The following is an 18,634-nucleotide window of genomic DNA, read 5'->3' on the forward strand; positions in this document are numbered from 1 at the left end:
AGAGGTATGCCGAGACCTTGTGAAGGGGCGCACGAGCACCCCCCTCGGAGGGGGTGGATACTCGATGCCATGAGCACCACGGAGCGTCCCAGGATCCTCGTAGTAGGCGGCGGGTACGTAGGCCTGTACGCAGCTCGGCGCATCCTCAAGAAGATGCGCTATGCGGAGGCGACCGTCACGGTCGTCGACCCGCGGTCGTACATGACCTACCAGCCCTTCCTCCCCGAAGCCGCCGCCGGCAGCATCTCGCCGCGTCACGTCGTCGTCCCGTTGCGACGCGTCGTCCGCGGAGCCGAGGTGCTCACCGGCCGGGTCACCACCATCGACCAGGACCGCAAGGTCGCCACGATCGCGCCGCTCGTCGGCGAGGCGTACGAGCTGCCGTTCGACTTCCTGGTCATCGCCATGGGCGCGGTCTCCCGCACCTTCCCGATCCCCGGCCTCGCCGAGCAGGGCATCGGCATGAAGGGCATCGAGGAGGCCATCGGCCTGCGCAACCACGTCCTCGAGCAGCTCGACAAGGCCGACTCGACCACCGACGAGGAGGTCCGCCGCAAGGCGCTGACCTTCGTCTTCGTCGGCGGTGGCTTCGCCGGCGCCGAGACGATCGGCGAGGTCGAGGACATGGCCCGCGACGCCGCGAAGTACTACCAGAACGTGTCGCGCGAGGACATGCGCTTCGTCCTGGTCGACGCGGCCGACAAGATCCTTCCCGAGGTGGGCCCGAAGCTCGGCCTGTACGGCAAGGAGCACCTGGAGTCCCGCGGGATCGAGATCTACCTCGAGACCTCCATGGACTCCTGCGTCGACGGCCACGTCGTGCTGAAGAACGGCCTCGAGGTCGACTCCAACACGATCGTCTGGACCGCCGGCGTGAAGCCGAACCCGGCGCTCTCCCGCTTCGGTCTGCCGCTCGGCCCCCGCGGCCACGTGGACTGCAACGAGAAGCTCCAGATCAACGGCCTCGACTACGCGTGGGCCGCGGGCGACAACGCCCAGGTCCCGGACCTGGCCGCGGTCAAGGCCGGCGTCCCGGTCGAGCGCGCCTGGTGCCCGCCGAACGCCCAGCACGCCCTGCGCCAGGCCAAGGTCCTCGGCGACAACGTCGTGGCCGGCATGCGCGGCTTCCCGCAGAAGGAGTACAGCCACGCCAACAAGGGCGCGGTGGCCGGACTCGGTCTGCACAAGGGCGTCGCCATGATCGTCATGGGCAAGATGAAGATCAAGGTCAAGGGCCGTCTCGCCTGGTACATGCACCGTGGCTACCACGGCATGGCGATGCCGACCTGGAACCGCAAGATCCGCGTCTTCGCCGACTGGACCCTCGGCATGTTCCTCAAGCGCGAGGTCGTCTCGCTCGGCGCCATGGAGACGCCGCGCGAGGAGTTCTACGAGGCCGCCAAGCCCGCCCCCGCGCCGGCCGCCCCGGCCCAGGAGAAGGCCAAGGCCTCGTAAGACCCGCAGCACCGGCAGTACCCGCAGGACCCGCAGGACCAGCAGTACACGCAAGGCCGTAAAAGGGCCGTCCGCCATCCGTGGTGCGGACGGCCCTTCGCGTGTTTTGCCGACTTCTTGCGCTGCGGCGGGACTGCAAACGCCTACGGAGGGTGTTCCCTTGGTGACGAGCATTTCTGGGGCACGAGATCACGGAGGTGTGCACCATGGCCGACGCCGCGTCGCGGCTGACGACCCTCGCCGAGGAACTCCTCGGAGGACCGCTCCCGGTCCGACTGCGAGCCTGGGACGGCAGCGAGGCCGGCCCTGCCGGCGGCCCCGTCCTGATCGTCCGCGACCGCCGCGCCCTGCGGAGAATGATCTGGAAGCCCGGCGAACTGGGCCTGGCCCGCGCCTGGGTGGCCGGGGACCTCGACGTCGAGGGCGACCTGTACGAGGCCCTGGACCGCCTCTCGGGCCTCCTGTGGGAGCGCCCGGAGGAGACCAGGAGCCTGCTCGACTCCGTACGCGATCCCAAGCTGCGTGCCGCCGCCCGCTCCCTCCTGCGGCTCGCCGGCCCGCTGCCGCCGCCGCGGCCCCCGGCCGAGGAGGTGCGCGGACGCAGCGGCAACCGGCACACCCGGCGCCGTGACAAGCAGGCGATCAGCCACCACTACGACGTGGGCAACGACTTCTACGCGCTGGTCCTCGGCCCCTCGATGGTCTACTCGTGCGCCTACTGGACCGAGGGCGGCACCCTGGAGGACGCCCAGCGCGACAAGCTGGACCTCATCGCCCGCAAGCTGAACCTCAAGGAGGGCGACCGGCTCCTCGACGTCGGCTGCGGCTGGGGTTCCATGGCCCTGCACGCCGCCCGCGAGTACGGCGCCCGGGTCGTCGGCGTCACCCTCTCCCGCGAACAGGCCGCCTTCGCCCGCAAGCGGATCGCCGACGAGGGTCTCACCGACCGCGTCGAGATCCGCGTCCAGGACTACCGGGACGTGCCCGACGGCCCGTACGACGCGATCTCCTCGATCGGCATGGCGGAGCACGTCGGCGAGGTGCGGTACCGGGAGTACGCCGACACGCTGTACGGGCTCCTCAGACCCGGCGGGCGGCTCCTCAACCACCAGATCTCCCGCCGCCCCGAACCCGACGAGGCGACCTACGAGATCGACCCCTTCATCGACGCGTACGTCTTCCCCGACGGCGAACTCGCGCCCATGGGCCGCACCCTGTCCACGCTGGAGGACGCCGGCTTCGAGGTCCGGGACGTCGAGGCGATCCGCGAGCACTACGCGCTCACCCTCCGCCGCTGGGTGGCCAACCTGGAGCGCGACTGGCACCGCGCGGTCGGCCTCACCTCGCCCGGCCGGGCGCGCATCTGGCGGCTCTACATGGCCGCCTCGGCCGTCTCCTTCGAACGCAACCGGATCGGCGTCAACCAGTTCCTCGCGGTGAGGACACCGGTCTCCGGGAAGAGCGACACGGCGCTGCGGCCGCGGGTCTGGAACGAGCGGACCTGACGCGGGTACGCGAAAGGGCCGGCCTCCCGGGGTGGGGAGACCGGCCCTTCGCATCGGGTCCGGCTACTCGGCCTTGATGGCGGAGAGCATGTTCAGCTTCGCCGCGCTGCGGGCCGGCCACAGGGAGGCGAGGACGCCGACCAGGGCCGCCAGGACCAGGAAGAGCCCGATCCGGTCCCAGGGCAGGACCAGGGCGTAGCCCGGCAGGCTGTTCTTGAAGGTCTCGCCGATCGCCCAGCCGAGGAAGCTGCCGAGGCCGATGCCGACGACCGCGCCGAACACCGAGATGACCACGGCCTCCAGACGGACCATCCGCTTCACACGGCGCCGGTCGAGACCGATCGCCCGCAGCATGCCGATCTCCTGCTGGCGCTCGAAGACGGACATCGCGAGGGTGTTGACGACACCGAGGACGGCGATGATCAGGGCCATGCCGAGCAGGCCGTACATGATGTTCAGCAGCATGTTGATCGGGCCGCCGAAGGTGTCCCGGATCTCCTTGTGGTCCATGACCTCGATCGCCGGGTTGTCGCCCATGGCCTTCGACAGGGCCTGCTCGTGGGCCGCGCTCGCGCCGCCGTCGGTCGAGACGAAGATCTGGCGGATGTCGGCCTGCTCCTCGTGCGCGGTGACGAGCTCCTTGTCCGCGAGGACCGGCGAGACGAACTCGTTGGACTCGTAGACCGCGCCGACGGTCAGCTTGCCCTTCTGCTTGTCGAGGTACTCGACCGGGACGGTGTCGCCGACCTTCAGGCCGCGCTTCTGGGCGACGCCGTCGTCGATGGCGATCGTGTTCCCGCCGAGGGAGGACAGCGAGCCGTTCACGACGTCCAGCTTGAGGACCTTCTCGATGTCGCCGGGGGTGACACCGGAGACCGAGACGTACGAGCCCTTCAGGTCGAAGGCGCCGGCCTGCTGCGGGGAGACGGCGGTGACGCCGGGAGCCTTCTCCAGGGCGGTGAGCGCCTCCTGGCTCAGGCCGTTGCCGCTGGCCATGGAGACCATGTAGTCGGCCTTGATCTGGTCGGTCGTGACCTTGTCGAGGGCCGTGCCGACGGTGGCGCCGAGCACCGAGAGGCCGGTGACGAGGGTCAGGCCGATGGCGAGCGCGGAGGCGGTGGCGCCGGTGCGGCGCGGGTTGCGGACCGCGTTGAGGCCGGCCAGCTTGCCGGAGACCCCGAAGACGCTCACGAACAGCGGGCGGATCAGGGCGATCACGGGCCGGGACAGCATCGGGATCAGCACGATCACGCCGATGAGGGTGAGGAACGCGCCGCCCGCGATGTACATGCGGCCGTCGTCGCCGCCCTGGTTCGCGCCGAGCACGATCAGCACGACACCGAGCGCGGTGAGCAGGGCGCCGATGGAGTTCCGTACGACGAGCGACTTGGTGCTCGCGGTGGCGTGGACGCTGCTCATGGCGGCGACCGGCGGGATCTTCGCGGCGCGGCGGCCGGGCAGCCAGGCGGCGAACATCGTGATCAGGACGCCGACGGCGAAGGCACTGAGGGCCGGGGTGGCGCCGAGGACCAGGTCGCCGGCCGGGACCTTCATGTCGAAGGCGCTCATGGCCGAGCGGAGCGCGACGGCCAGGCCGATGCCGAGGACGTAGCCGACGGCGGAGGCGACCAGACCGACCAGACCGGCCTCGGCGAGGACGGAGCGGGTGATCTGCTTGCGCGAGGCGCCGACCGCGCGCATCAGGGCCAGTTCCTTGGTGCGCTGCGCGACCAGCATGGTGAAGGTGTTGGAGATCAGGAAGATCCCGACGAAGAGCGCGATGCCCGCGAAGCCCAGGAGGACCTGGTTGAGGGCGCCGAGGCCGGCCTCGATGTCCTTGGCCTGCTGGTCGGCGAGGGCCTGGCCGGTCTGCGCGGAGGCCGCCTTCGGGACGACCTTGAGGACCTCGTCGAGGAGCTTGCCGTCGTCCGCGCCGGGCGCGGCGGTGACGGTCATGCTCCGGAAGAAGCCGGGCTTGAGGTAGAGCTTCTGGGCGACGGAGGTGTCGAAGACGACCAGGCTGCCGCCCGCGTTGACGGCGCCGTCCTCGGTGGTGAAGACACCGGAGAGGGTGTACTCCTTCACCGGGCCGTTGGTGGCGACGCGGACGGTGTCGCCGACCTTGTAGCCGCCCTTGTCGGCGGTGTCCTTGTCGAGCGCGACCTGACCGGCGTCGGCGGGGCCGTTGCCGGTGGTGAAGGCGTACGCGCGGTCCTTGCCGTCCTTGCCGGGGGCGAAGTTGGTGCCCTTGTTCGACCAGCCGCTGCCGATCAGCTTGCCGTTCTTGTCGGGCACGCCCGCGAAGCCGTCGACGCGGGGGGTGACGGAGGCGACCCCGTCGAGCTTCGCGACCTTGTCGACGTCCCGCTGGGAGAGGCCGGGGGCCTTCCGGGCCTCCTCGGGGTTCGGGTACATCTCGACGGCCACGGCGACGTCGTCGTAGCTCTTCGCGGACTGGTTGCGGAAGGCCTGGGAGAGGGTGTCGGTGAAGACGAGGGTGCCGGAGACGAAGGCCACGCCGAGCATCACGGCGAGGACGGTCATCAGCAGCCGCGCCTTGTGCGCGAGGACGTTGCGCAGGGCGGTACGGAACATGGGTGTGTCCTGAACGGAAGGTGGGACGGAGGACGGGGCGGTGGGACGCGCGCCGTACCGGTTCGTGTCCGGTCGCGGCGCCTCGCGTCAGCTCGTACGGCCCTTGGCGTCGAAGGCCTTCATGCGGTCGAGTACGCCGTCCGCCGTCGGGCGCAGCATCTCGTCGACGATCCGGCCGTCCGCGAGGAAGATCACGCGGTCCGCGTAGGAGGCGGCCACCGCGTCGTGGGTGACCATGACGACGGTCTGGCCCAGTTCGCGGACCGAGTTGCGCAGGAAGCCGAGGACCTCGGCGCCGGAGCGGGAGTCCAGGTTTCCGGTCGGCTCGTCGCCGAAGATGATCTCGGGGCGGGAGGCGAGGGCGCGGGCCACGGCCACTCGCTGCTGCTGGCCGCCGGAGAGCTCGCTGGGCCGGTGGCTGAGCCGGGCGGAGAGTCCGAGCATGTCGATGACCTGCTGGACCCACTGCTTGTCGGCCTTGCGGCCCGCGATGTCCATCGGCAGCGTGATGTTCTCCAGGGCCGTCAGCGTCGGCAGCAGGTTGAAGGCCTGGAAGATGAAGCCGATCTTGTCCCGGCGCAGCTGGGTGAGCTGCTTGTCCTTCAGGGTGGACAGTTCCGTCTCGCCGATCCGCACCGAGCCGGAGGAGAAGGAGTCCAGGCCGGCGACGCAGTGCATCAGCGTCGACTTGCCGGAGCCCGAGGGGCCCATGATCGCGGTGAACTCGCCTTGCCGGAAGTCCACGGTGACGTGGTCGAGCGCGACGACCTGGGTCTCGCCCTGGCCGTAGACCTTCGAGAGGTCCATGGCGCGGGCGGCCACCGCGGTGGCGCGGGACACGGTGGGAGAGGTGGTCACGGGGGACTCCTGTCACTGCGGGGGTCGATTCGGGAACCCCTCCATCGTGTCGAGCGTTATGGCGCCGGGCGTCCGCCCACGTGCCCGTTCTCGGGGGCGACTCGAGTCTGACCGGAGGGCCGCTCCGTCCTCCTGAGGTATGACTGCGGCCCTGAGGGGGCCGTTCACGCCGACGTGACAGAAGTGCGGCGACTTTTCGTCATTCCGGGGGGTGCGGCTTTGCGCCTGCGACTCCCGTCACAGTTCGGGGAAAAGGCTCCCACCTGCACTGACGCACCCTCAGACGTCAATAAAATAAGACAACATCGGGCCGATGTTCCGCTGAACGGGGGAAGCGTCCCGATAGGCTCCTGTGCCAACGCGGAGCTTCGCGTGTACGCCCGGATGGTGGAACGCAGACACGGCGAGCTTAAACCTCGCTGGCCTTCGGGCCGTACCGGTTCGAGTCCGGTTCCGGGCACCACCGGGCCCAGGCGGGTGCCTGCGGCCCGGCGGTGTTCTCTCCCGCCGAACCGAGCGCCCTCCTCCCGGCGGTGGAGCGCCTTCCTCCCGCCGGACCGAGTGCCCTCCTACCCCCGGACCGAGCGCCCTCCTCCCGTCGGTCGAGGCCGAACGAGATTCAGGAGTGGCGGAAAAAGATCCTCCCCGAGCACTAGGGAGTTTCTTTTGCCTACGCATTACTCTTGACGCAAGGCCGCGCCGTGCGGTCCGCCATGGAGGAGTGAGATGAGGAGCAGCAACCCGGTCTTCTCGCGACGGGGGTTCAGCCGCGACAACGGCACCGCGGGCTACGGCCAGCAGCCGCAGGCCGGGGGCCCCGCCGTAGGAACCAACCCGTACGCCACCGGTAACCCGTATGCCGAGGGCGCGACGAACCCGTACGCGACCAACCCGTACGCGCCGCAGGACACCCAGTTGGGTGCTCCGCAGCAGACGCGCGGCAACGTGATGACGATCGACGACGTCGTGAGCCGTACGGCCATGACGCTCGGCACGGTCGTGCTCACCGCCGTCCTGTCCTGGCTGCTGCTGCCGGTCGACCCGGCGAACCTCGGCAAGTCGTACGGCATCGCCATCGGCGCCGCCCTGGTGGCGCTCGTGCTGTCGCTCGTGCAGTCGTTCAAGCGCAAGCCGTCGCCGGCGCTGATCCTGGGCTACGCGGCCTTCGAGGGCGTCTTCCTCGGCGTGATCTCCGCCGCCGTCTCGACGTACATCGCCGACGGCGTGGTCATCCAGGCGGTCCTGGGCACGATGGCGGTCTTCGCCGGTGTGCTCATCGCCTACAAGATGGGCTGGATCCGCGTCACCCGCCGCTTCTACGGCTTCGTGATGGCCGCCGCGATGGGCTTCATGCTGCTCATGGTGGCCAACCTGCTGTTCGCCGTCTTCGCCGGCGGTGACGGCCTCGGCTTCCGCAGCGGTGGCCTCGGCATCCTCTTCGGTGTCATCGGCATCATCCTCGGTGCCTGCTTCCTCGCCCTCGACTTCAAGCAGGTCGAGGACGGCGTGACCTACGGTGCGCCGCGCGAGGAGGCCTGGCTGGCCGCCTTCGGTCTCACCATGACCCTGGTGTGGATCTACCTGGAGATGCTGCGTCTGCTGTCGATCCTCCAGGGCGACGACTGACGCACCCCCTGACTCGGGGGAGGGGCCCGTCCGGCATCACGCCGGGCGGGCCCTTCTGCGTGCCCGGAGGCGCTTTCAGGGGCGGGGCACCCCCTGGGGCCTGTCCTACGGGCGGGCGGCGTCGAGGAGGACGCGGGCCGCGGCCTTGGCCTGGGCGGCGGGCTCGGGGGAGCCGGTGATGCCGGCGACGGCCATGGCGCCGTTGGCGAGCAGGGCCAGCTGGTCGGCGAGGACGGGCGGGGCGCCGAGGGCGTCCGTCTGCTCGGCGAGATAGGCCCGCAGGGACTCCTTGTGGTCCCGGGCGATGGTGGCGACCGCCGGGGCGACCCCGCCCAGCTCCCCGAAGGTGTTGATGAACGCGCACCCCCGGAACTCGGGCTCGGCGAACCAGCCGGCCAGCCAGTCGAAGACCGCGAGCGCCCGCTCGTACGGCCCGTCGGCGACCCGGGCGCCGTGCGCGGTCAGGGCGGCGCGGACGGTCTCGTCGCGGCGCCGCAGGACGGCCTCGACCAGGAGGTCCTTGGACGGGAAGACCTGATAGAGCCGCTTGAGCGAGACCCCGGACGCGGTGCGGATGGCGTCCATGCCGACGGACTGCACCCCGCGTTCGTCGAAGAGCCGTTCCGCGGTGTCGAGCAGCTTCAGTTCGGCGGCTTCCGCGTCCATCGTCCCTCACCCCTTGCATGGAGAACCATCGTTCTCGTAGTCTACAGGGCATCGGGAGAACGACCGTTCTCCCGATCGGAGACCGGAAACGGGGAGTCAGTCATGTCCGCTTTCGCCCAGCGCGCCCACACCGTCACCGTCGACGGGCTCGACGTCTTCTACCGGGAGGCCGGCGACCCGGCCAACCCCACCCTCGTCCTGCTGCACGGCTTCCCGTCCAGCTCGCACATGTACCGGGGGCTGCTCGCCGAGCTCGCCGACTCGTACCACCTGATCGCCCCCGACCACATCGGCTTCGGCGCCTCCGCCGCACCGGCCGTCGAGGACTTCGCGTACGGCTTCGAGAAGCTCACCGAGATCACGCTCGGACTCCTCGACGAGCTGGGCGTGGAACGGTTCGCGCTGTACATCCAGGACTACGGGGCCCCGATCGGCCTGCGGATCGCCTCCCGGCACCCCGAACGCGTGACCGCCATCGTCAGCCAGAGCGGCAACGCCTACCTGGAGGGCTTCACCCCCTTCTGGGACGTGCTCTTCGCACACGCTCAGGACCGCGCGGCGAACGAGGCCGGGGTGCGCGAGCTGCTGACCGCCGAGGCCACCCGCTGGCAGTACACCCACGGCGTGCCCGCCGACCGGCTCGACCGGATCGCCCCCGAGACCTGGACCCTGGACCAGGCCGGCCTCGACCGGCCCGGCAACAAGGAGATCCAGCTCCAGCTGTTCTGGGACTACCAGTTCAACCTGGACGGCTACCCGGCCTTCCAGGAGTACTTCCGCACCCACCGGCCGCCGCTGCTCGCGGCCTGGGGGCGCGGCGACGAGATCTTCGGACCGGCCGGTGCGGAGGCCTTCGCCCGCGACCTGCCGGACGCCGAGATCCACCTCCTGGACGCCGGGCACTTCGCCCTGGAGACGCACGGCGAGGAGATCGCCGGACTCGTCCGCGACTTCCTCGGCCGGCACGTGAAGTGAGCCGGCCGACCGGCCGGTGCGGTGCGTGGCGCGCGGCTCAGAGCAGTCTGCGCGCCGCCCGCCGCAGGTCGTACTCGTGAAGGATCGCCTTGGCGTGGCCGTACGCGAGGTCGTGCGCCCCGCGGAGCCAGTTCACCCGCTCCTCGAAGCGGAGGAGGGACGGGCCCTCCTCGACCGTGCGCATCCAGTCGGCGATCTCACGACCGGTGCGGCGGGGGATGCGGGCCAGCATGTTGCGGTGGGTCTCTGCGGAGAAAGTCTGGGACATCGGCGCCTCCGGACGCGTCGTACCGTGTGCTCCTCGTGCTCTTCCCGTCACCGTGCCGAAGCCCGAGCCCGTTGGCAAGGGGCCCGGGACGGCGCGTAGGGTCGCGGGGTGCGCGATACGAGTGAACTGACCGCCGCCGTCGAACGCTTCGCCGACCGGCTGCGGGCCGCCCCGCAGAGCCGTCTCCAGCGCGGCGCGGCCGCCGAGGGACTGGCCCTGGCCAGGGAGTTGGCCGTGCGCGCCCAGCGCGCCGAGGAGCCCGGCCGCGAACCGCGCGTCATGCCCGACGCGGGCGTCTTCACCGTCGCCGACCAGCTCGTCGTCGCCGGACACGACCTGGCCGAGATCATGCGAACGGCCCCGGCCGGCTCCCCCGGAGGGGAACTGGACGAGGCCGTGGCGCGGGTCCGGGAGGCGACGGAGCGCGCGGGGCTCTAGAGCCCCGCGGTCGTCAGAGGGAGGCGATGACGCGGTCGGCGAGGATGTAGACGTTCTCCTCGTCGGCGTCGCCGTACGAGAAGGTGAGGGCGAAGGCGCCCGAGACGCCCGAGCCGCCGAGCAGGACGGGGGTCCGGCCGGAGCGCAGGGCCTCGGCGAGGAGCTCCGCGGTCTCCCGGTGGCCGGGGGTCATACAGAGCGTGGTGCCGTCGGCGAAGACGTACACGTCCAGGGTGCCGAGCGGGCCGGGGCGCACGTCGGTCAGCGCCGTGCGGGTGTCGGCGAGCTCCTCCAGGCGGGCCACCGTCCGCTCGTGGTCGGTGACGACCGGCGTCTGCACCGGCACGAAGTCCGGGTGCGAGGGGTGCCGGCGGCGGGCCGCGGCCAGCTCCGCCGAGTCCTCGGGGTACTCGTCCAGCGCGTCCGTGCCGTCGAGCGCGGCGGCCTCCGCCTCCATGGCCTCCAGGGCCATCGCCTCCAGGCCGGCGAAGTCGGCCTGGCGCGGCACGAAGAAGGCGCCGTCGTCCATCGGGCCGCCGAAGCCGCCGAGCAGCGACGGGGCGTCGGCCGCGTCACGGGCTTCCTGCGCGGCCCAGAAGGCGCGCGCCTCGGCGAGCTCGCGCTCGCGCTCCTCGGCCAGCGCCTCCGCGACCGCGGCCCGTATCTCGGCCACGGGTGAGGCGGCACGGGCGGCGGGCACCGTGATCCCGTGGCCGGCGGCCAGCTCGCCCCGGAGGGCGGTGACCTCCTTCCGGAGACCGCGGACGGCGTGCAGGGCAGCAGCGCCCACGGCCGTGGCAGCGGCCGTGGTCAGCAGCAGGGCAAGAGGCATGGCGCTCACTGACGTACTCCCGATTCCGAGTCGATCCCCCGACTTCCTACATCAGCTTGTCCTGGGGTGGGGCACGCTGTCAGTGCATTACGTCACGAATTGGACAGGTATTTCTGCCAGGCGTTTAGTCCCGAAACGGCTCTGACCTGGGAAAACGAACTCCCCCGGGATGTAGGTCACATCCTGGGGGAGATTCGGTCACGGCTCGGACGCGGTGCGGTTGACCCGCTCGGCCCGTGGGGAGGGGGGGGGGTGCCCCCCCCCCCTCCACGGCCGGAGCGGGTCACCCGCCCGGCTTCCGAGCCGTGACCGAATCTCCCCCAGGATGTGACCTACATCCCGGGGGTGATGAGGGTGCCGGTGATGCGGGCGCCGGTCATGCCGAAGGGGTGGCCGACGGCGATGGCGCCGCCGTTGACGTTGACCTTGTCCAGGTCGAGGCCCAGGTCCTGGTAGGACGGGATGACCTGGGCGGCGAAGGCCTCGTTGATCTCGGCGAGGTCGATGTCGCCGATGGTCAGGCCGGCGCGCTTGAGGGCCTGCTTCGAGGCCTCGACCGGGCCGAGGCCCATGATCTCGGGGGAGAGGCCGGAGACGCCGGTGGAGACGATCCGGGCCAGCGGGGTCAGGCCGAGCTCGGCGGCCTTGGTGTCCGACATGATCACGAGGGCGGCGGCGCCGTCGTTCAGCGGGCAGCAGTTGGCGGCGGTGACCAGACCGTCGGGGCGGAAGACCGGCTTGAGGCCCTGCACGCCCTCCAGGGTGACGCCGGCGCGCGGGCCGTCGTCCGTCGAGACGACGGTGCCGTCCGGCAGCGTCACGGGGGTGATCTCGCGCTCCCAGAAGCCGTTCTTGATGGCCTGCTCGGCGAGGTTCTGCGACCGGACGCCGAACTCGTCCATCTCCTGGCGGCTGATGCCCTTCAGGCGGGCCAGGTTCTCGGCGGTCTGACCCATCGCGATGTAAGCGTCCGGGACGATGCCGTCCTCGCGCGGGTCGTGCCAGGTGGAGCCCTCGGAGGCGGCGACCTCGGCGGTGCGGGCCTCGGCCTCCGCGAAGAAGGGGTTGTGCGTGTCGGGCAGGGAGTCCGAGTTGCCCTTCACGAAGCGCGACACCATCTCGACGCCGGCCGAGATGAAGACGTCGCCCTCGCCGGCCTTGATCGCGTGCAGCGCCATGCGGGAGGTCTGCAGCGAGGAGGAGCAGTAGCGGGTGATCGTGCAGCCCGGGAGGTGGTCCATGCCCATCCGCACGGACACGATCCGGCCCAGGTTGTTGCCCTGCTCGCCGCCCGGCAGGCCGCAGCCCAGCATCAGGTCGTCGATGTCGCGGGGGTCAAGCTCGGGCACCTTCGCCAGCGCGGCCTGGACGATGGTCGCCGTCAGGTCGTCCGGGCGCAGGTCCTTCAGGGAGCCCTTGAAGGCCCGGCCGATGGGCGAGCGGGCGGTCGAGACGATCACGGCTTCGGGCATCACGGCTCCATGAGGGTGCGGTGGGCGGACTCAAGGGAAGTTACCCGTACGTACCGCACGGGTCACCGCCCTGACGGTGTGACGCGGACCTCTTTTCTAAGCGCCCGCTCAGCCCGCCGCTCCGCGCGTCAGGCCTGGGCGTCCTCCGGAGTGGATTCGGCTTCGGAGGGGAGGGGGAGGCGACGGCGGCGGCGGTGCTTGAGGAGGGCCCAGGGCGCGCGCGCCCCGGTGACCTCGGTGCCTGCCTCCTGGACGGCCTCGGCCGCCGCCTTGGCGACCGGCAGGATGTTCTCGCGGCGGGCGGGTTCGAGGAGGTCCGCCTCGGGCCAGACGCCGAGGACGGCGCAGAGCGTGGGCAGGACGGCCATCGCCGCGGTGGCGTACCCCTCGGCCGACGGGTGGAAGTTGTCGACGCCGAACATCTCGCGGGGGTTCGCCGCGAACTCGGGCCCGAGCAGGTCGCCCAGCGAGACCGTGCGGCCGCCCTGCTCCACGACGACGATGGTCTGCGCGGCCGCCAGCTGCCGGGAGGCCCGCCGGGCCAGCCAGCGCAGCGGCTGGTAGACCGGCTCGATGGTGCCGAGGTCCGGGCAGGTCCCGACCACGACCTCCGCCCCGGCCGTCCGCAGCCGCCGGACCGCCGCCGCCAGGAGCCGTACCGACTCGGTGGGCGGCATCCGGTGGGTCACGTCGTTCGCACCGATCATGATCACGCAGACGTCGGGCGGGCCCAGCGACTGGGCGAGCAGCAGCGACACCTGGCGCTCCAGGTCGTCCGAGCGCGCCCCGGAGAGCGCCACGTTCCGCAGCACCACGGGCCGCTCCGCCACCGCCGCGAGACCGGAGGCCAGCAGCGCGCCCGGTGTCTGACCCGTGCGGCGCACTCCCTGGCCGGCGGCCGTGGAATCACCCAGAAGGGCCAGCCGCAGGGGGTCCTCCGTACCGAAGGCGCGGCCGTAGAGTCCGTCCGCTCCGGGAGGCAGTGGCGCGACTCCGCCCCCCACCGTCCGCTTCGCGAGCTGCATCTCGGCCAGCAGGACCCCCACCGCCGCGACTCCGAGCAGCCCGATGCTGCCGCCGCCGTACGCCGCACCCGCCGCGATCCGCCGCGCCACCCTCGCCCTCGACATGGGGCCGTCACCTCCTTCAAGCCGTTCCAGGTCTAAGTGCCCCGTAACCCGCTCCGACTACGCATACGCTGGCCACACCATTACGGAGACCCCGGAGATTACGGTGCAATTCCACGACTCGATGATCAGCCTCGTCGGCAACACCCCGCTGGTGAAGCTCAACAACGTCACAGCGGGCATTCAGGCGACCGTCCTGGCCAAGGTCGAGTACTTCAACCCCGGCGGCTCGGTCAAGGACCGGATCGCCGTGCGGATGATCGAGGCGGCAGAGCAGAGCGGCGAACTCAAGCCCGGCGGCACCATCGTCGAGCCCACGTCGGGCAACACCGGCGTCGGCCTGGCGATCGTGGCCCAGCAGAAGGGCTACAAGTGCATCTTCGTCTGCCCCGACAAGGTGTCCCTGGACAAGATCAACGTGCTGCGGGCGTACGGCGCCGAGGTCGTGGTCTGCCCCACGGCCGTCGACCCCGAGCACCCCGACTCGTACTACAACGTGTCGGACCGCCTGGTCCGTGAGACCCCCGGCGCGTGGAAGCCCGACCAGTACTCCAACCCGAACAACCCGCGCTCCCACTACGAGACCACCGGTCCCGAGCTCTGGGAGCAGACGGAGGGGAAGATCACCCACTTCGTGGCGGGCGTCGGCACCGGCGGCACGATCTCCGGCACCGGCAACTACCTCAAGGAGGCCAGCGGCGGGGCCGTCAAGGTCATCGGCGCCGACCCCGAGGGCTCGGTCTACTCCGGCGGCTCGGGCCGCCCGTACCTGGTCGAGGGCGTCGGTGAGGACTTCTGGCCGACCGCGTACGACCGGAACGTGACCGACCGGATCGTCGCGGTGTCCGACAAGGACTCCTTCCAGATGACCCGCCGCCTCGCCAAGGAGGAGGGCCTCCTCGTCGGCGGCTCCTGCGGCATGGCGGTCGTCGCCGCCCTGGAGGTCGCCAAGGAGCTCGGCCCCGACGACGTCGTGGTCGTCCTGCTGCCGGACTCCGGCCGCGGCTACATGTCGAAGATCTTCAGCGACGAGTGGATGGCCGGCCACGGCTTCCTGGAGGACACCTCCACCGCCACCGTCGCCGACGTGCTGCGGCACAAGGAGGGCGTCATGCCCTCCCTGGTCCACATGCACCCGGACGAGACCGTCGGCCAGGCCATCGAGGTGCTGCGCGAGTACGGCGTCTCCCAGATGCCCATCGTGAAGCCCGGCGCCGGCCACCCCGACGTCATGGCCGCCGAGGTCGTCGGCTCGGTCGTCGAGAAGGAGCTGCTCGACGCCCTCTTCACCCAGCGCGCCTCCCTGGAGGACCCGCTGGAGCGCCACATGAGCGCGCCGCTGCCGCAGGTCGGCTCGGGCGAGCCGGTCGCCGCCCTCATGTCCGTCCTGGGCGACGCCGCCGACGCGGCGATCGTGCTGGTCGAGGGCAAGCCGACCGGCGTCGTCAGCCGTCAGGACCTGCTGGCCTTCCTGGCGGGCGGCGGCGCGAAGTAGTTCGCGAGGGTGCGCGGTGGTACGTGAAACTGGTTCTTCGTACAACCGGTACGAGCGTGACACGTACCCGCAGCACCCGCTTAACACGCGTCCGGCACATTGGTGTCCGTCGGCGTCAAGGACTTCCGGAGCGGCTCCCGGGTCTCCATGGACGCCGCGGACGCGGAGACCGGCCCTGACCCGGGCCCGTGTCCCTCGCGGGGACCGCCGTCGTCCCGCCCCCCTTCACCGGGGGTGCGGCGGTCCCCGCGCCACTCCTTTCCCTCCCGTCACCCGCCTGCATATCCTTATGCAGAGTCATTGGTGGGTGAATGGACGAGGGGGCGGCATGAGCGACAGCCCGGCCGGTCGGCTGCAGGCGCTCTTCGAAGGGCAACGGCTGACGCCCACGCAGCGGCGGATCGCGCACTGCATGGTGCGCCGCGCCGGTGACGTGCCGTTCCTGTCCAGCGTCGAGCTCGCGGAGCTCGCCGGGGTCAGCCAGCCATCCGTCACCCGGTTCGCCGTCGCCCTCGGCTTCGACGGTTACCCGGCGCTCCGCCGCCACCTGCGGGAGGTCGCGCCCCCCGAGCCCGGCGGCGCCGAGGACGAGCAGGGCAACGAGTACCAGCAGGCCGTGCTCGCCGAGATCGAGAACCTCAAGCACCTCGCCGGACTGCTCGCCGACCCCGCGCCCGTCGAGCGGGCCGGCCGGCTGCTCGCCGGCTCCCGCCCGCTGCCCGTGGTCGGACTGCGGGCCGCCTCCTCGCAGGCGCGCGGCTTCGCCTACTTCGCCGGCAAGGTGCACCCCGACGTCCGCCTCCTCGACGAGGGCGGCTCGATGCTCACGGACCGCGTCGACGCGGCCGTACGGGCGGGCGCCACGGCCCTGCTGTGCTTCGCGCTGCCCCGGCACCCCCGGGAGGTCGTGGAGGCCCTGGAGTACGCCCGGGCGGCCGGGCTCGCGGTCGTGACCGTCGCCGAGTCCGCGTTCGCGCCCGTCGCCGCCCACAGCGACCTGCTCATCCCGGCCGCCGTCGGCACCGGGCTCGCCTTCGACACCGCGTGCGCGCCGATGATGCTCGGCCGGGTCCTCCTGGAGGCCATGGCGGACGAGCTCCCCGACGCGCAGGCGCGCCTGGAGGAGTTCGACGCGAAGGCGGCGGCCCGGGGCCTGTTCGTCGAGTAGGCCCGGGCCGGGCCGTGACTCAGACGTCCAGCTCGTTCTCGATCTTCTTGAGCTGGTGGCGGGCCATCGCCAGGTTGGCCCGGCCCTTGTCGAGGGCCAGGTAGAGGAAGAGACCGTTGGCGCCGCGGCTCTTGAGCAGCCGGATCAGGTGGTACTGGGTACTGAGGGTGATGAGGATGTCCTCGATGTCCTCGTTGAGCCCCAGCAGCTCCATCGCGCGGACCTTGGCCCGGACCACGTCGGTGTTCGCCGCCGCCGCCACGTTCAGGTCGAGTTCCTTGCCGCCGCCGATCGTGCCGAGCGCCATGCCGCTGGTGTAGTCGACGAGGGCAGCGCCGATGGCGCCCTCGATGGAGGCCGCTTCCTTGAGGGAGGTCTCGGTGTTCGCCATGGTGTCGTACTTCCTTCTCGAGTGTGCTGTTCGGACGTGTCAGTTCAGGTCTTTGCGTTCCAGTGCGCCGTCGACGAGCTGCCCTATCCGGGCGCTGGACCTGCGGGCCTCCAGATGGAGCCGGCCGACGTTGATCCGGGGCTCGGCGAGCAGGGTCAGGACGGCGGCGCCGCCCGCCGCGTACGTCGCCACGTAGCCGGCCTCGCCGCGGACGAGCAGCTCACGGAACCGGCCCTGGCCGGTGGAGTCGGTCAGCCGCTGCCCGACGCCGAGCGCCGCCGCCGTCAGCGCGGCCACGCTCTCCGCCTCGCCGTCCACCGTGTCGTGGGCCAGGACGAGTCCGTCGGCGCTGGCCGCGAGCGCTCCCGTCAACTGCGGCAGCCGGGCCCGCAGTCGTCTGAGCTCGCCGAGGACCTCGGCTTCTGCCGTCATGAGCTGTTTCCTTTCGGCGCGCAGGCGCAGGGCACGCCTCATCACAGGTGTGCCTCCAGGGCGTCACGGAGCCGGCGCAGCAGGGCGATGTCAGGGTCCGTGACCGGTGGGGCCGGGAAGAGCGCCGGTGCCGGCGGTACGGATTCGGGTTCGGGTTCGGGTTCGAGCGGTGTCCTGACGAGGCCGGCGGCGGCGAGCCGCCGGACGTCGAGAAGGGTGTGGAAGGCGGGGCGGCCGAGCAGCCGCGCCAGCTCCGCCGGGGTCCGCCTCCCGTCGGCGGCGGCGAGCAGGGCGCGCTGGCGCACCCCGACGCTCTGGCCGGGCGCGGCGGGGCGCGGCACGACGGGGGCGGTGTCGACGGAGGCGTACGGCCAGACGGCGTCGAGGAGTTCGCGGCGGCGGACGGTCTCGCGCTCGACCGCCTCGGCGGAGACCGGCCGCACGGTGCCGAACCAGTGCCCCACCCCGTACCGGAAGCGGGTCGGCCCGCTGGTGGGGGAGAGGGCGAAGAAGGCCGCGTCGAAGACGGCGCCGAGGTGGCAGATCTCCAGCTCGCCGTCGTGGAGCCGGCCGCTGTCGACGAGGAAGCGGCCGACGGCCCGGTGGGCCCCGGCCCGGTCGACGGCCTCGTCCCAGCCCTCGCGGGGCAGCCGGCCGCCGGTGGTCAGGAGGACGTCGACGCCGGGGGCGGCGGGGCTCTCGGCGTGCACGACCCGGCCGTCGACGAGGTAGAGCGTGCCGTGGTCGCGGAGCAGGGCGCCGGTGGCCTTCTCGGCGGCGAGCCGGACCAGCATCGGGGAGACCGGGGTGGCGACCGCGCTCATCCGAGGACCAGTCTCTCGGCGAGGTCGCGCAGCCGGAGGCGGGCGAGGGCGAGGTTGCCGCTGTCGCGGTCGAGCCAGAGGTGGAGGAAGACGCTGCTGTCGAAGGACGTCTGGACGAAGCGCAGGACGTGGAAGCCGGCGCGGGTGGTCACGATAAGGTCTTCGACGGGCGGGCTGTCGCCGGGTATCGCCCCGGATGTCTCCCCCGTCGTGGTGAAGGAGTCGAACTCAGCCGCCGCTCGAGCGAGTTCGGCGGTCTCGGCGGCTGTGGTCTCGTGGTCGCCGGTCGGTGAATCACCCGCCGTCCCGAGGGCGAGCCCGCTGGTCCAGTCGACCAGGGAGGCTCCGCGAGCGCCTGGCAGGGCCATGGCCTCCAGAAGGCACTCGTCGATTCCGGGCACGCGGATTCCCCTCCCGATGCGGCGTGCGAACGTGCGGCAGTGACGGTGACGCTACTGAACGTTCCGGCCTCGGGGAGGCGTTCTGGCATTTTCCATCGGAACATGC

17 protein-coding genes, 1 tRNA gene and 1 pseudogene are annotated in these 18,634 nt (G+C 71.3%); 8 read left to right on the forward strand and 11 right to left on the reverse strand.

Annotation, left to right across the window (positions count from 1 at the left end):
• Window positions 1-69 precede the first annotated feature (69 nt).
• Together OO54_RS08510 and OO54_RS08515 are read left to right on the forward strand one after the other, a co-directional pair.
• Window positions 70-1,455, forward strand: coding sequence for an NAD(P)/FAD-dependent oxidoreductase (locus OO54_RS08510; protein WP_017241206.1), 1,386 nt, complete (start codon window positions 70-72; stop codon window positions 1,453-1,455).
• A 206-nt stretch (window positions 1,456-1,661) separates the two neighbouring features.
• The gene (locus OO54_RS08515; protein WP_033202202.1) at window positions 1,662-2,960 is read left to right on the forward strand and encodes an SAM-dependent methyltransferase; all 1,299 of its coding nucleotides are present in this window, start codon (window positions 1,662-1,664) and stop codon (window positions 2,958-2,960) included.
• Window positions 2,961-3,023: 63 nt separating this feature from the next.
• Here OO54_RS08515 and OO54_RS08520 read toward each other — a convergent pair whose 3' ends face one another.
• Both OO54_RS08520 and OO54_RS08525 read right to left on the reverse strand, forming a co-directional pair.
• A complete protein-coding gene (locus tag OO54_RS08520; protein WP_033202203.1) occupies window positions 3,024-5,555 on the reverse strand; it encodes an ABC transporter permease in 2,532 nt (843 codons plus the stop codon).
• Between the two features lie 87 nt (window positions 5,556-5,642).
• Complete coding sequence (locus tag OO54_RS08525) at window positions 5,643-6,413, reverse strand: ABC transporter ATP-binding protein (protein ID WP_017241209.1); 771 nt, start codon at window positions 6,411-6,413, stop codon at window positions 5,643-5,645.
• A gap of 378 nt (window positions 6,414-6,791) precedes the next feature.
• Here OO54_RS08525 and OO54_RS08530 point away from each other — a divergent pair.
• Both OO54_RS08530 and OO54_RS08535 read left to right on the forward strand, forming a co-directional pair.
• Window positions 6,792-6,876 (forward strand) — tRNA-Leu (locus OO54_RS08530).
• Between the two features lie 263 nt (window positions 6,877-7,139).
• Window positions 7,140-8,039 (forward strand): Bax inhibitor-1/YccA family protein, encoded by a 900-nt coding sequence (locus OO54_RS08535; protein WP_033202204.1) that lies wholly within the window; start codon window positions 7,140-7,142, stop codon window positions 8,037-8,039.
• A gap of 105 nt (window positions 8,040-8,144) precedes the next feature.
• Here OO54_RS08535 and OO54_RS08540 read toward each other — a convergent pair whose 3' ends face one another.
• Window positions 8,145-8,705, reverse strand: coding sequence for a TetR/AcrR family transcriptional regulator (locus OO54_RS08540; RefSeq protein WP_033202205.1), 561 nt, complete (start codon window positions 8,703-8,705; stop codon window positions 8,145-8,147).
• 102 nt (window positions 8,706-8,807) lie between these two features.
• Between OO54_RS08540 and OO54_RS08545 the strand changes: the two genes are divergently transcribed.
• On the forward strand, window positions 8,808-9,680 hold the full coding sequence (locus OO54_RS08545) for an alpha/beta fold hydrolase (RefSeq protein WP_033202206.1): 873 nt from the start codon (window positions 8,808-8,810) through the stop codon (window positions 9,678-9,680).
• A gap of 37 nt (window positions 9,681-9,717) precedes the next feature.
• On the opposite strand, the gene OO54_RS08550 is transcribed toward OO54_RS08545, so the two are convergent.
• Window positions 9,718-9,948, reverse strand: coding sequence for a DUF4287 domain-containing protein (locus OO54_RS08550; protein ID WP_017241213.1), 231 nt, complete (start codon window positions 9,946-9,948; stop codon window positions 9,718-9,720).
• A gap of 108 nt (window positions 9,949-10,056) precedes the next feature.
• Between OO54_RS08550 and OO54_RS08555 the strand changes: the two genes are divergently transcribed.
• Window positions 10,057-10,386, forward strand: a complete 330-nt coding sequence (locus OO54_RS08555) for a hypothetical protein (RefSeq protein ID WP_033202207.1) — start codon at window positions 10,057-10,059, stop codon at window positions 10,384-10,386.
• A 13-nt stretch (window positions 10,387-10,399) separates the two neighbouring features.
• Here the strand turns inward: OO54_RS08555 and OO54_RS08560 are convergent, their stop codons facing one another.
• The 3 genes and pseudogenes from OO54_RS08560 to OO54_RS08570 all read right to left on the reverse strand — a co-directional run bounded on the left by OO54_RS08560 (window position 10,400) and on the right by OO54_RS08570 (window position 13,820).
• A complete protein-coding gene (locus OO54_RS08560) occupies window positions 10,400-11,227 on the reverse strand; it encodes a hypothetical protein (RefSeq protein WP_033202208.1) in 828 nt (275 codons plus the stop codon).
• Window positions 11,228-11,565: 338 nt separating this feature from the next.
• Window positions 11,566-12,690: pseudogene (locus OO54_RS08565) on the reverse strand (acetyl-CoA C-acetyltransferase); the annotation flags it as partial.
• Between the two features lie 128 nt (window positions 12,691-12,818).
• A complete protein-coding gene (locus tag OO54_RS08570; protein WP_200146617.1) occupies window positions 12,819-13,820 on the reverse strand; it encodes an SGNH/GDSL hydrolase family protein in 1,002 nt (333 codons plus the stop codon).
• A gap of 103 nt (window positions 13,821-13,923) precedes the next feature.
• On the opposite strand from OO54_RS08570, the gene OO54_RS08575 reads away from it, so the two are divergent.
• Together OO54_RS08575 and OO54_RS08580 are read left to right on the forward strand one after the other, a co-directional pair.
• Entirely contained in the window at window positions 13,924-15,312 is a 1,389-nt protein-coding gene (locus OO54_RS08575; RefSeq protein ID WP_033202210.1) for a cystathionine beta-synthase, read from the forward strand.
• Between the two features lie 328 nt (window positions 15,313-15,640).
• Window positions 15,641-16,480 (forward strand): MurR/RpiR family transcriptional regulator, encoded by an 840-nt coding sequence (locus OO54_RS08580; protein WP_033202211.1) that lies wholly within the window; start codon window positions 15,641-15,643, stop codon window positions 16,478-16,480.
• A gap of 19 nt (window positions 16,481-16,499) precedes the next feature.
• Here OO54_RS08580 and OO54_RS08585 read toward each other — a convergent pair whose 3' ends face one another.
• Genes OO54_RS08585 through OO54_RS08600 form a run of 4 tightly spaced genes read right to left on the reverse strand, consistent with a single transcriptional unit; the run spans window position 16,500 to window position 18,528 of the window.
• Window positions 16,500-16,871, reverse strand: coding sequence for a hypothetical protein (locus tag OO54_RS08585; RefSeq protein ID WP_033202212.1), 372 nt, complete (start codon window positions 16,869-16,871; stop codon window positions 16,500-16,502).
• Window positions 16,872-16,910: 39 nt separating this feature from the next.
• The gene (locus tag OO54_RS08590; protein WP_026058568.1) at window positions 16,911-17,303 is read right to left on the reverse strand and encodes a roadblock/LC7 domain-containing protein; all 393 of its coding nucleotides are present in this window, start codon (window positions 17,301-17,303) and stop codon (window positions 16,911-16,913) included.
• A 41-nt stretch (window positions 17,304-17,344) separates the two neighbouring features.
• On the reverse strand, window positions 17,345-18,127 hold the full coding sequence (locus OO54_RS08595; RefSeq protein ID WP_017241222.1) for a hypothetical protein: 783 nt from the start codon (window positions 18,125-18,127) through the stop codon (window positions 17,345-17,347).
• The gene (locus OO54_RS08600; protein ID WP_033202213.1) at window positions 18,124-18,528 is read right to left on the reverse strand and encodes a roadblock/LC7 domain-containing protein; all 405 of its coding nucleotides are present in this window, start codon (window positions 18,526-18,528) and stop codon (window positions 18,124-18,126) included. Before OO54_RS08600 ends, OO54_RS08595 begins: the two co-directional genes overlap by 4 nt.
• Window positions 18,529-18,634: the final 106 nt, after the last annotated feature.

Source organism: Streptomyces wedmorensis (assembly GCF_000716445.1).
GTDB lineage: Bacteria > Actinomycetota > Actinomycetes > Streptomycetales > Streptomycetaceae > Streptomyces > Streptomyces wedmorensis.

What these genes read in the sequence shown, in the direction of transcription:
- OO54_RS08510 (WP_017241206.1), top strand. Translation starts at nt 70, where the DNA reads ATGAGCACCACGGAGCGTCCCAGGATCCTCGTAGTAGGCGGCGGGTAC.
- OO54_RS08515 (WP_033202202.1), top strand. Translation starts at nt 1,662, where the DNA reads ATGGCCGACGCCGCGTCGCGGCTGACGACCCTCGCCGAGGAACTCCTC.
- OO54_RS08520 (WP_033202203.1), bottom strand. Translation starts at nt 5,555, where the DNA reads ATGTTCCGTACCGCCCTGCGCAACGTCCTCGCGCACAAGGCGCGGCTG.
- OO54_RS08535 (WP_033202204.1), top strand. Translation starts at nt 7,140, where the DNA reads ATGAGGAGCAGCAACCCGGTCTTCTCGCGACGGGGGTTCAGCCGCGAC.
- OO54_RS08540 (WP_033202205.1), bottom strand. Translation starts at nt 8,705, where the DNA reads ATGGACGCGGAAGCCGCCGAACTGAAGCTGCTCGACACCGCGGAACGG.
- OO54_RS08545 (WP_033202206.1), top strand. Translation starts at nt 8,808, where the DNA reads ATGTCCGCTTTCGCCCAGCGCGCCCACACCGTCACCGTCGACGGGCTC.
- OO54_RS08550 (WP_017241213.1), bottom strand. Translation starts at nt 9,948, where the DNA reads ATGTCCCAGACTTTCTCCGCAGAGACCCACCGCAACATGCTGGCCCGC.
- OO54_RS08570 (WP_200146617.1), bottom strand. Translation starts at nt 13,820, where the DNA reads ATGTCGAGGGCGAGGGTGGCGCGGCGGATCGCGGCGGGTGCGGCGTAC.
- OO54_RS08580 (WP_033202211.1), top strand. Translation starts at nt 15,641, where the DNA reads ATGAGCGACAGCCCGGCCGGTCGGCTGCAGGCGCTCTTCGAAGGGCAA.
- OO54_RS08585 (WP_033202212.1), bottom strand. Translation starts at nt 16,871, where the DNA reads ATGGCGAACACCGAGACCTCCCTCAAGGAAGCGGCCTCCATCGAGGGC.
- OO54_RS08590 (WP_026058568.1), bottom strand. Translation starts at nt 17,303, where the DNA reads ATGACGGCAGAAGCCGAGGTCCTCGGCGAGCTCAGACGACTGCGGGCC.
- OO54_RS08595 (WP_017241222.1), bottom strand. Translation starts at nt 18,127, where the DNA reads ATGAGCGCGGTCGCCACCCCGGTCTCCCCGATGCTGGTCCGGCTCGCC.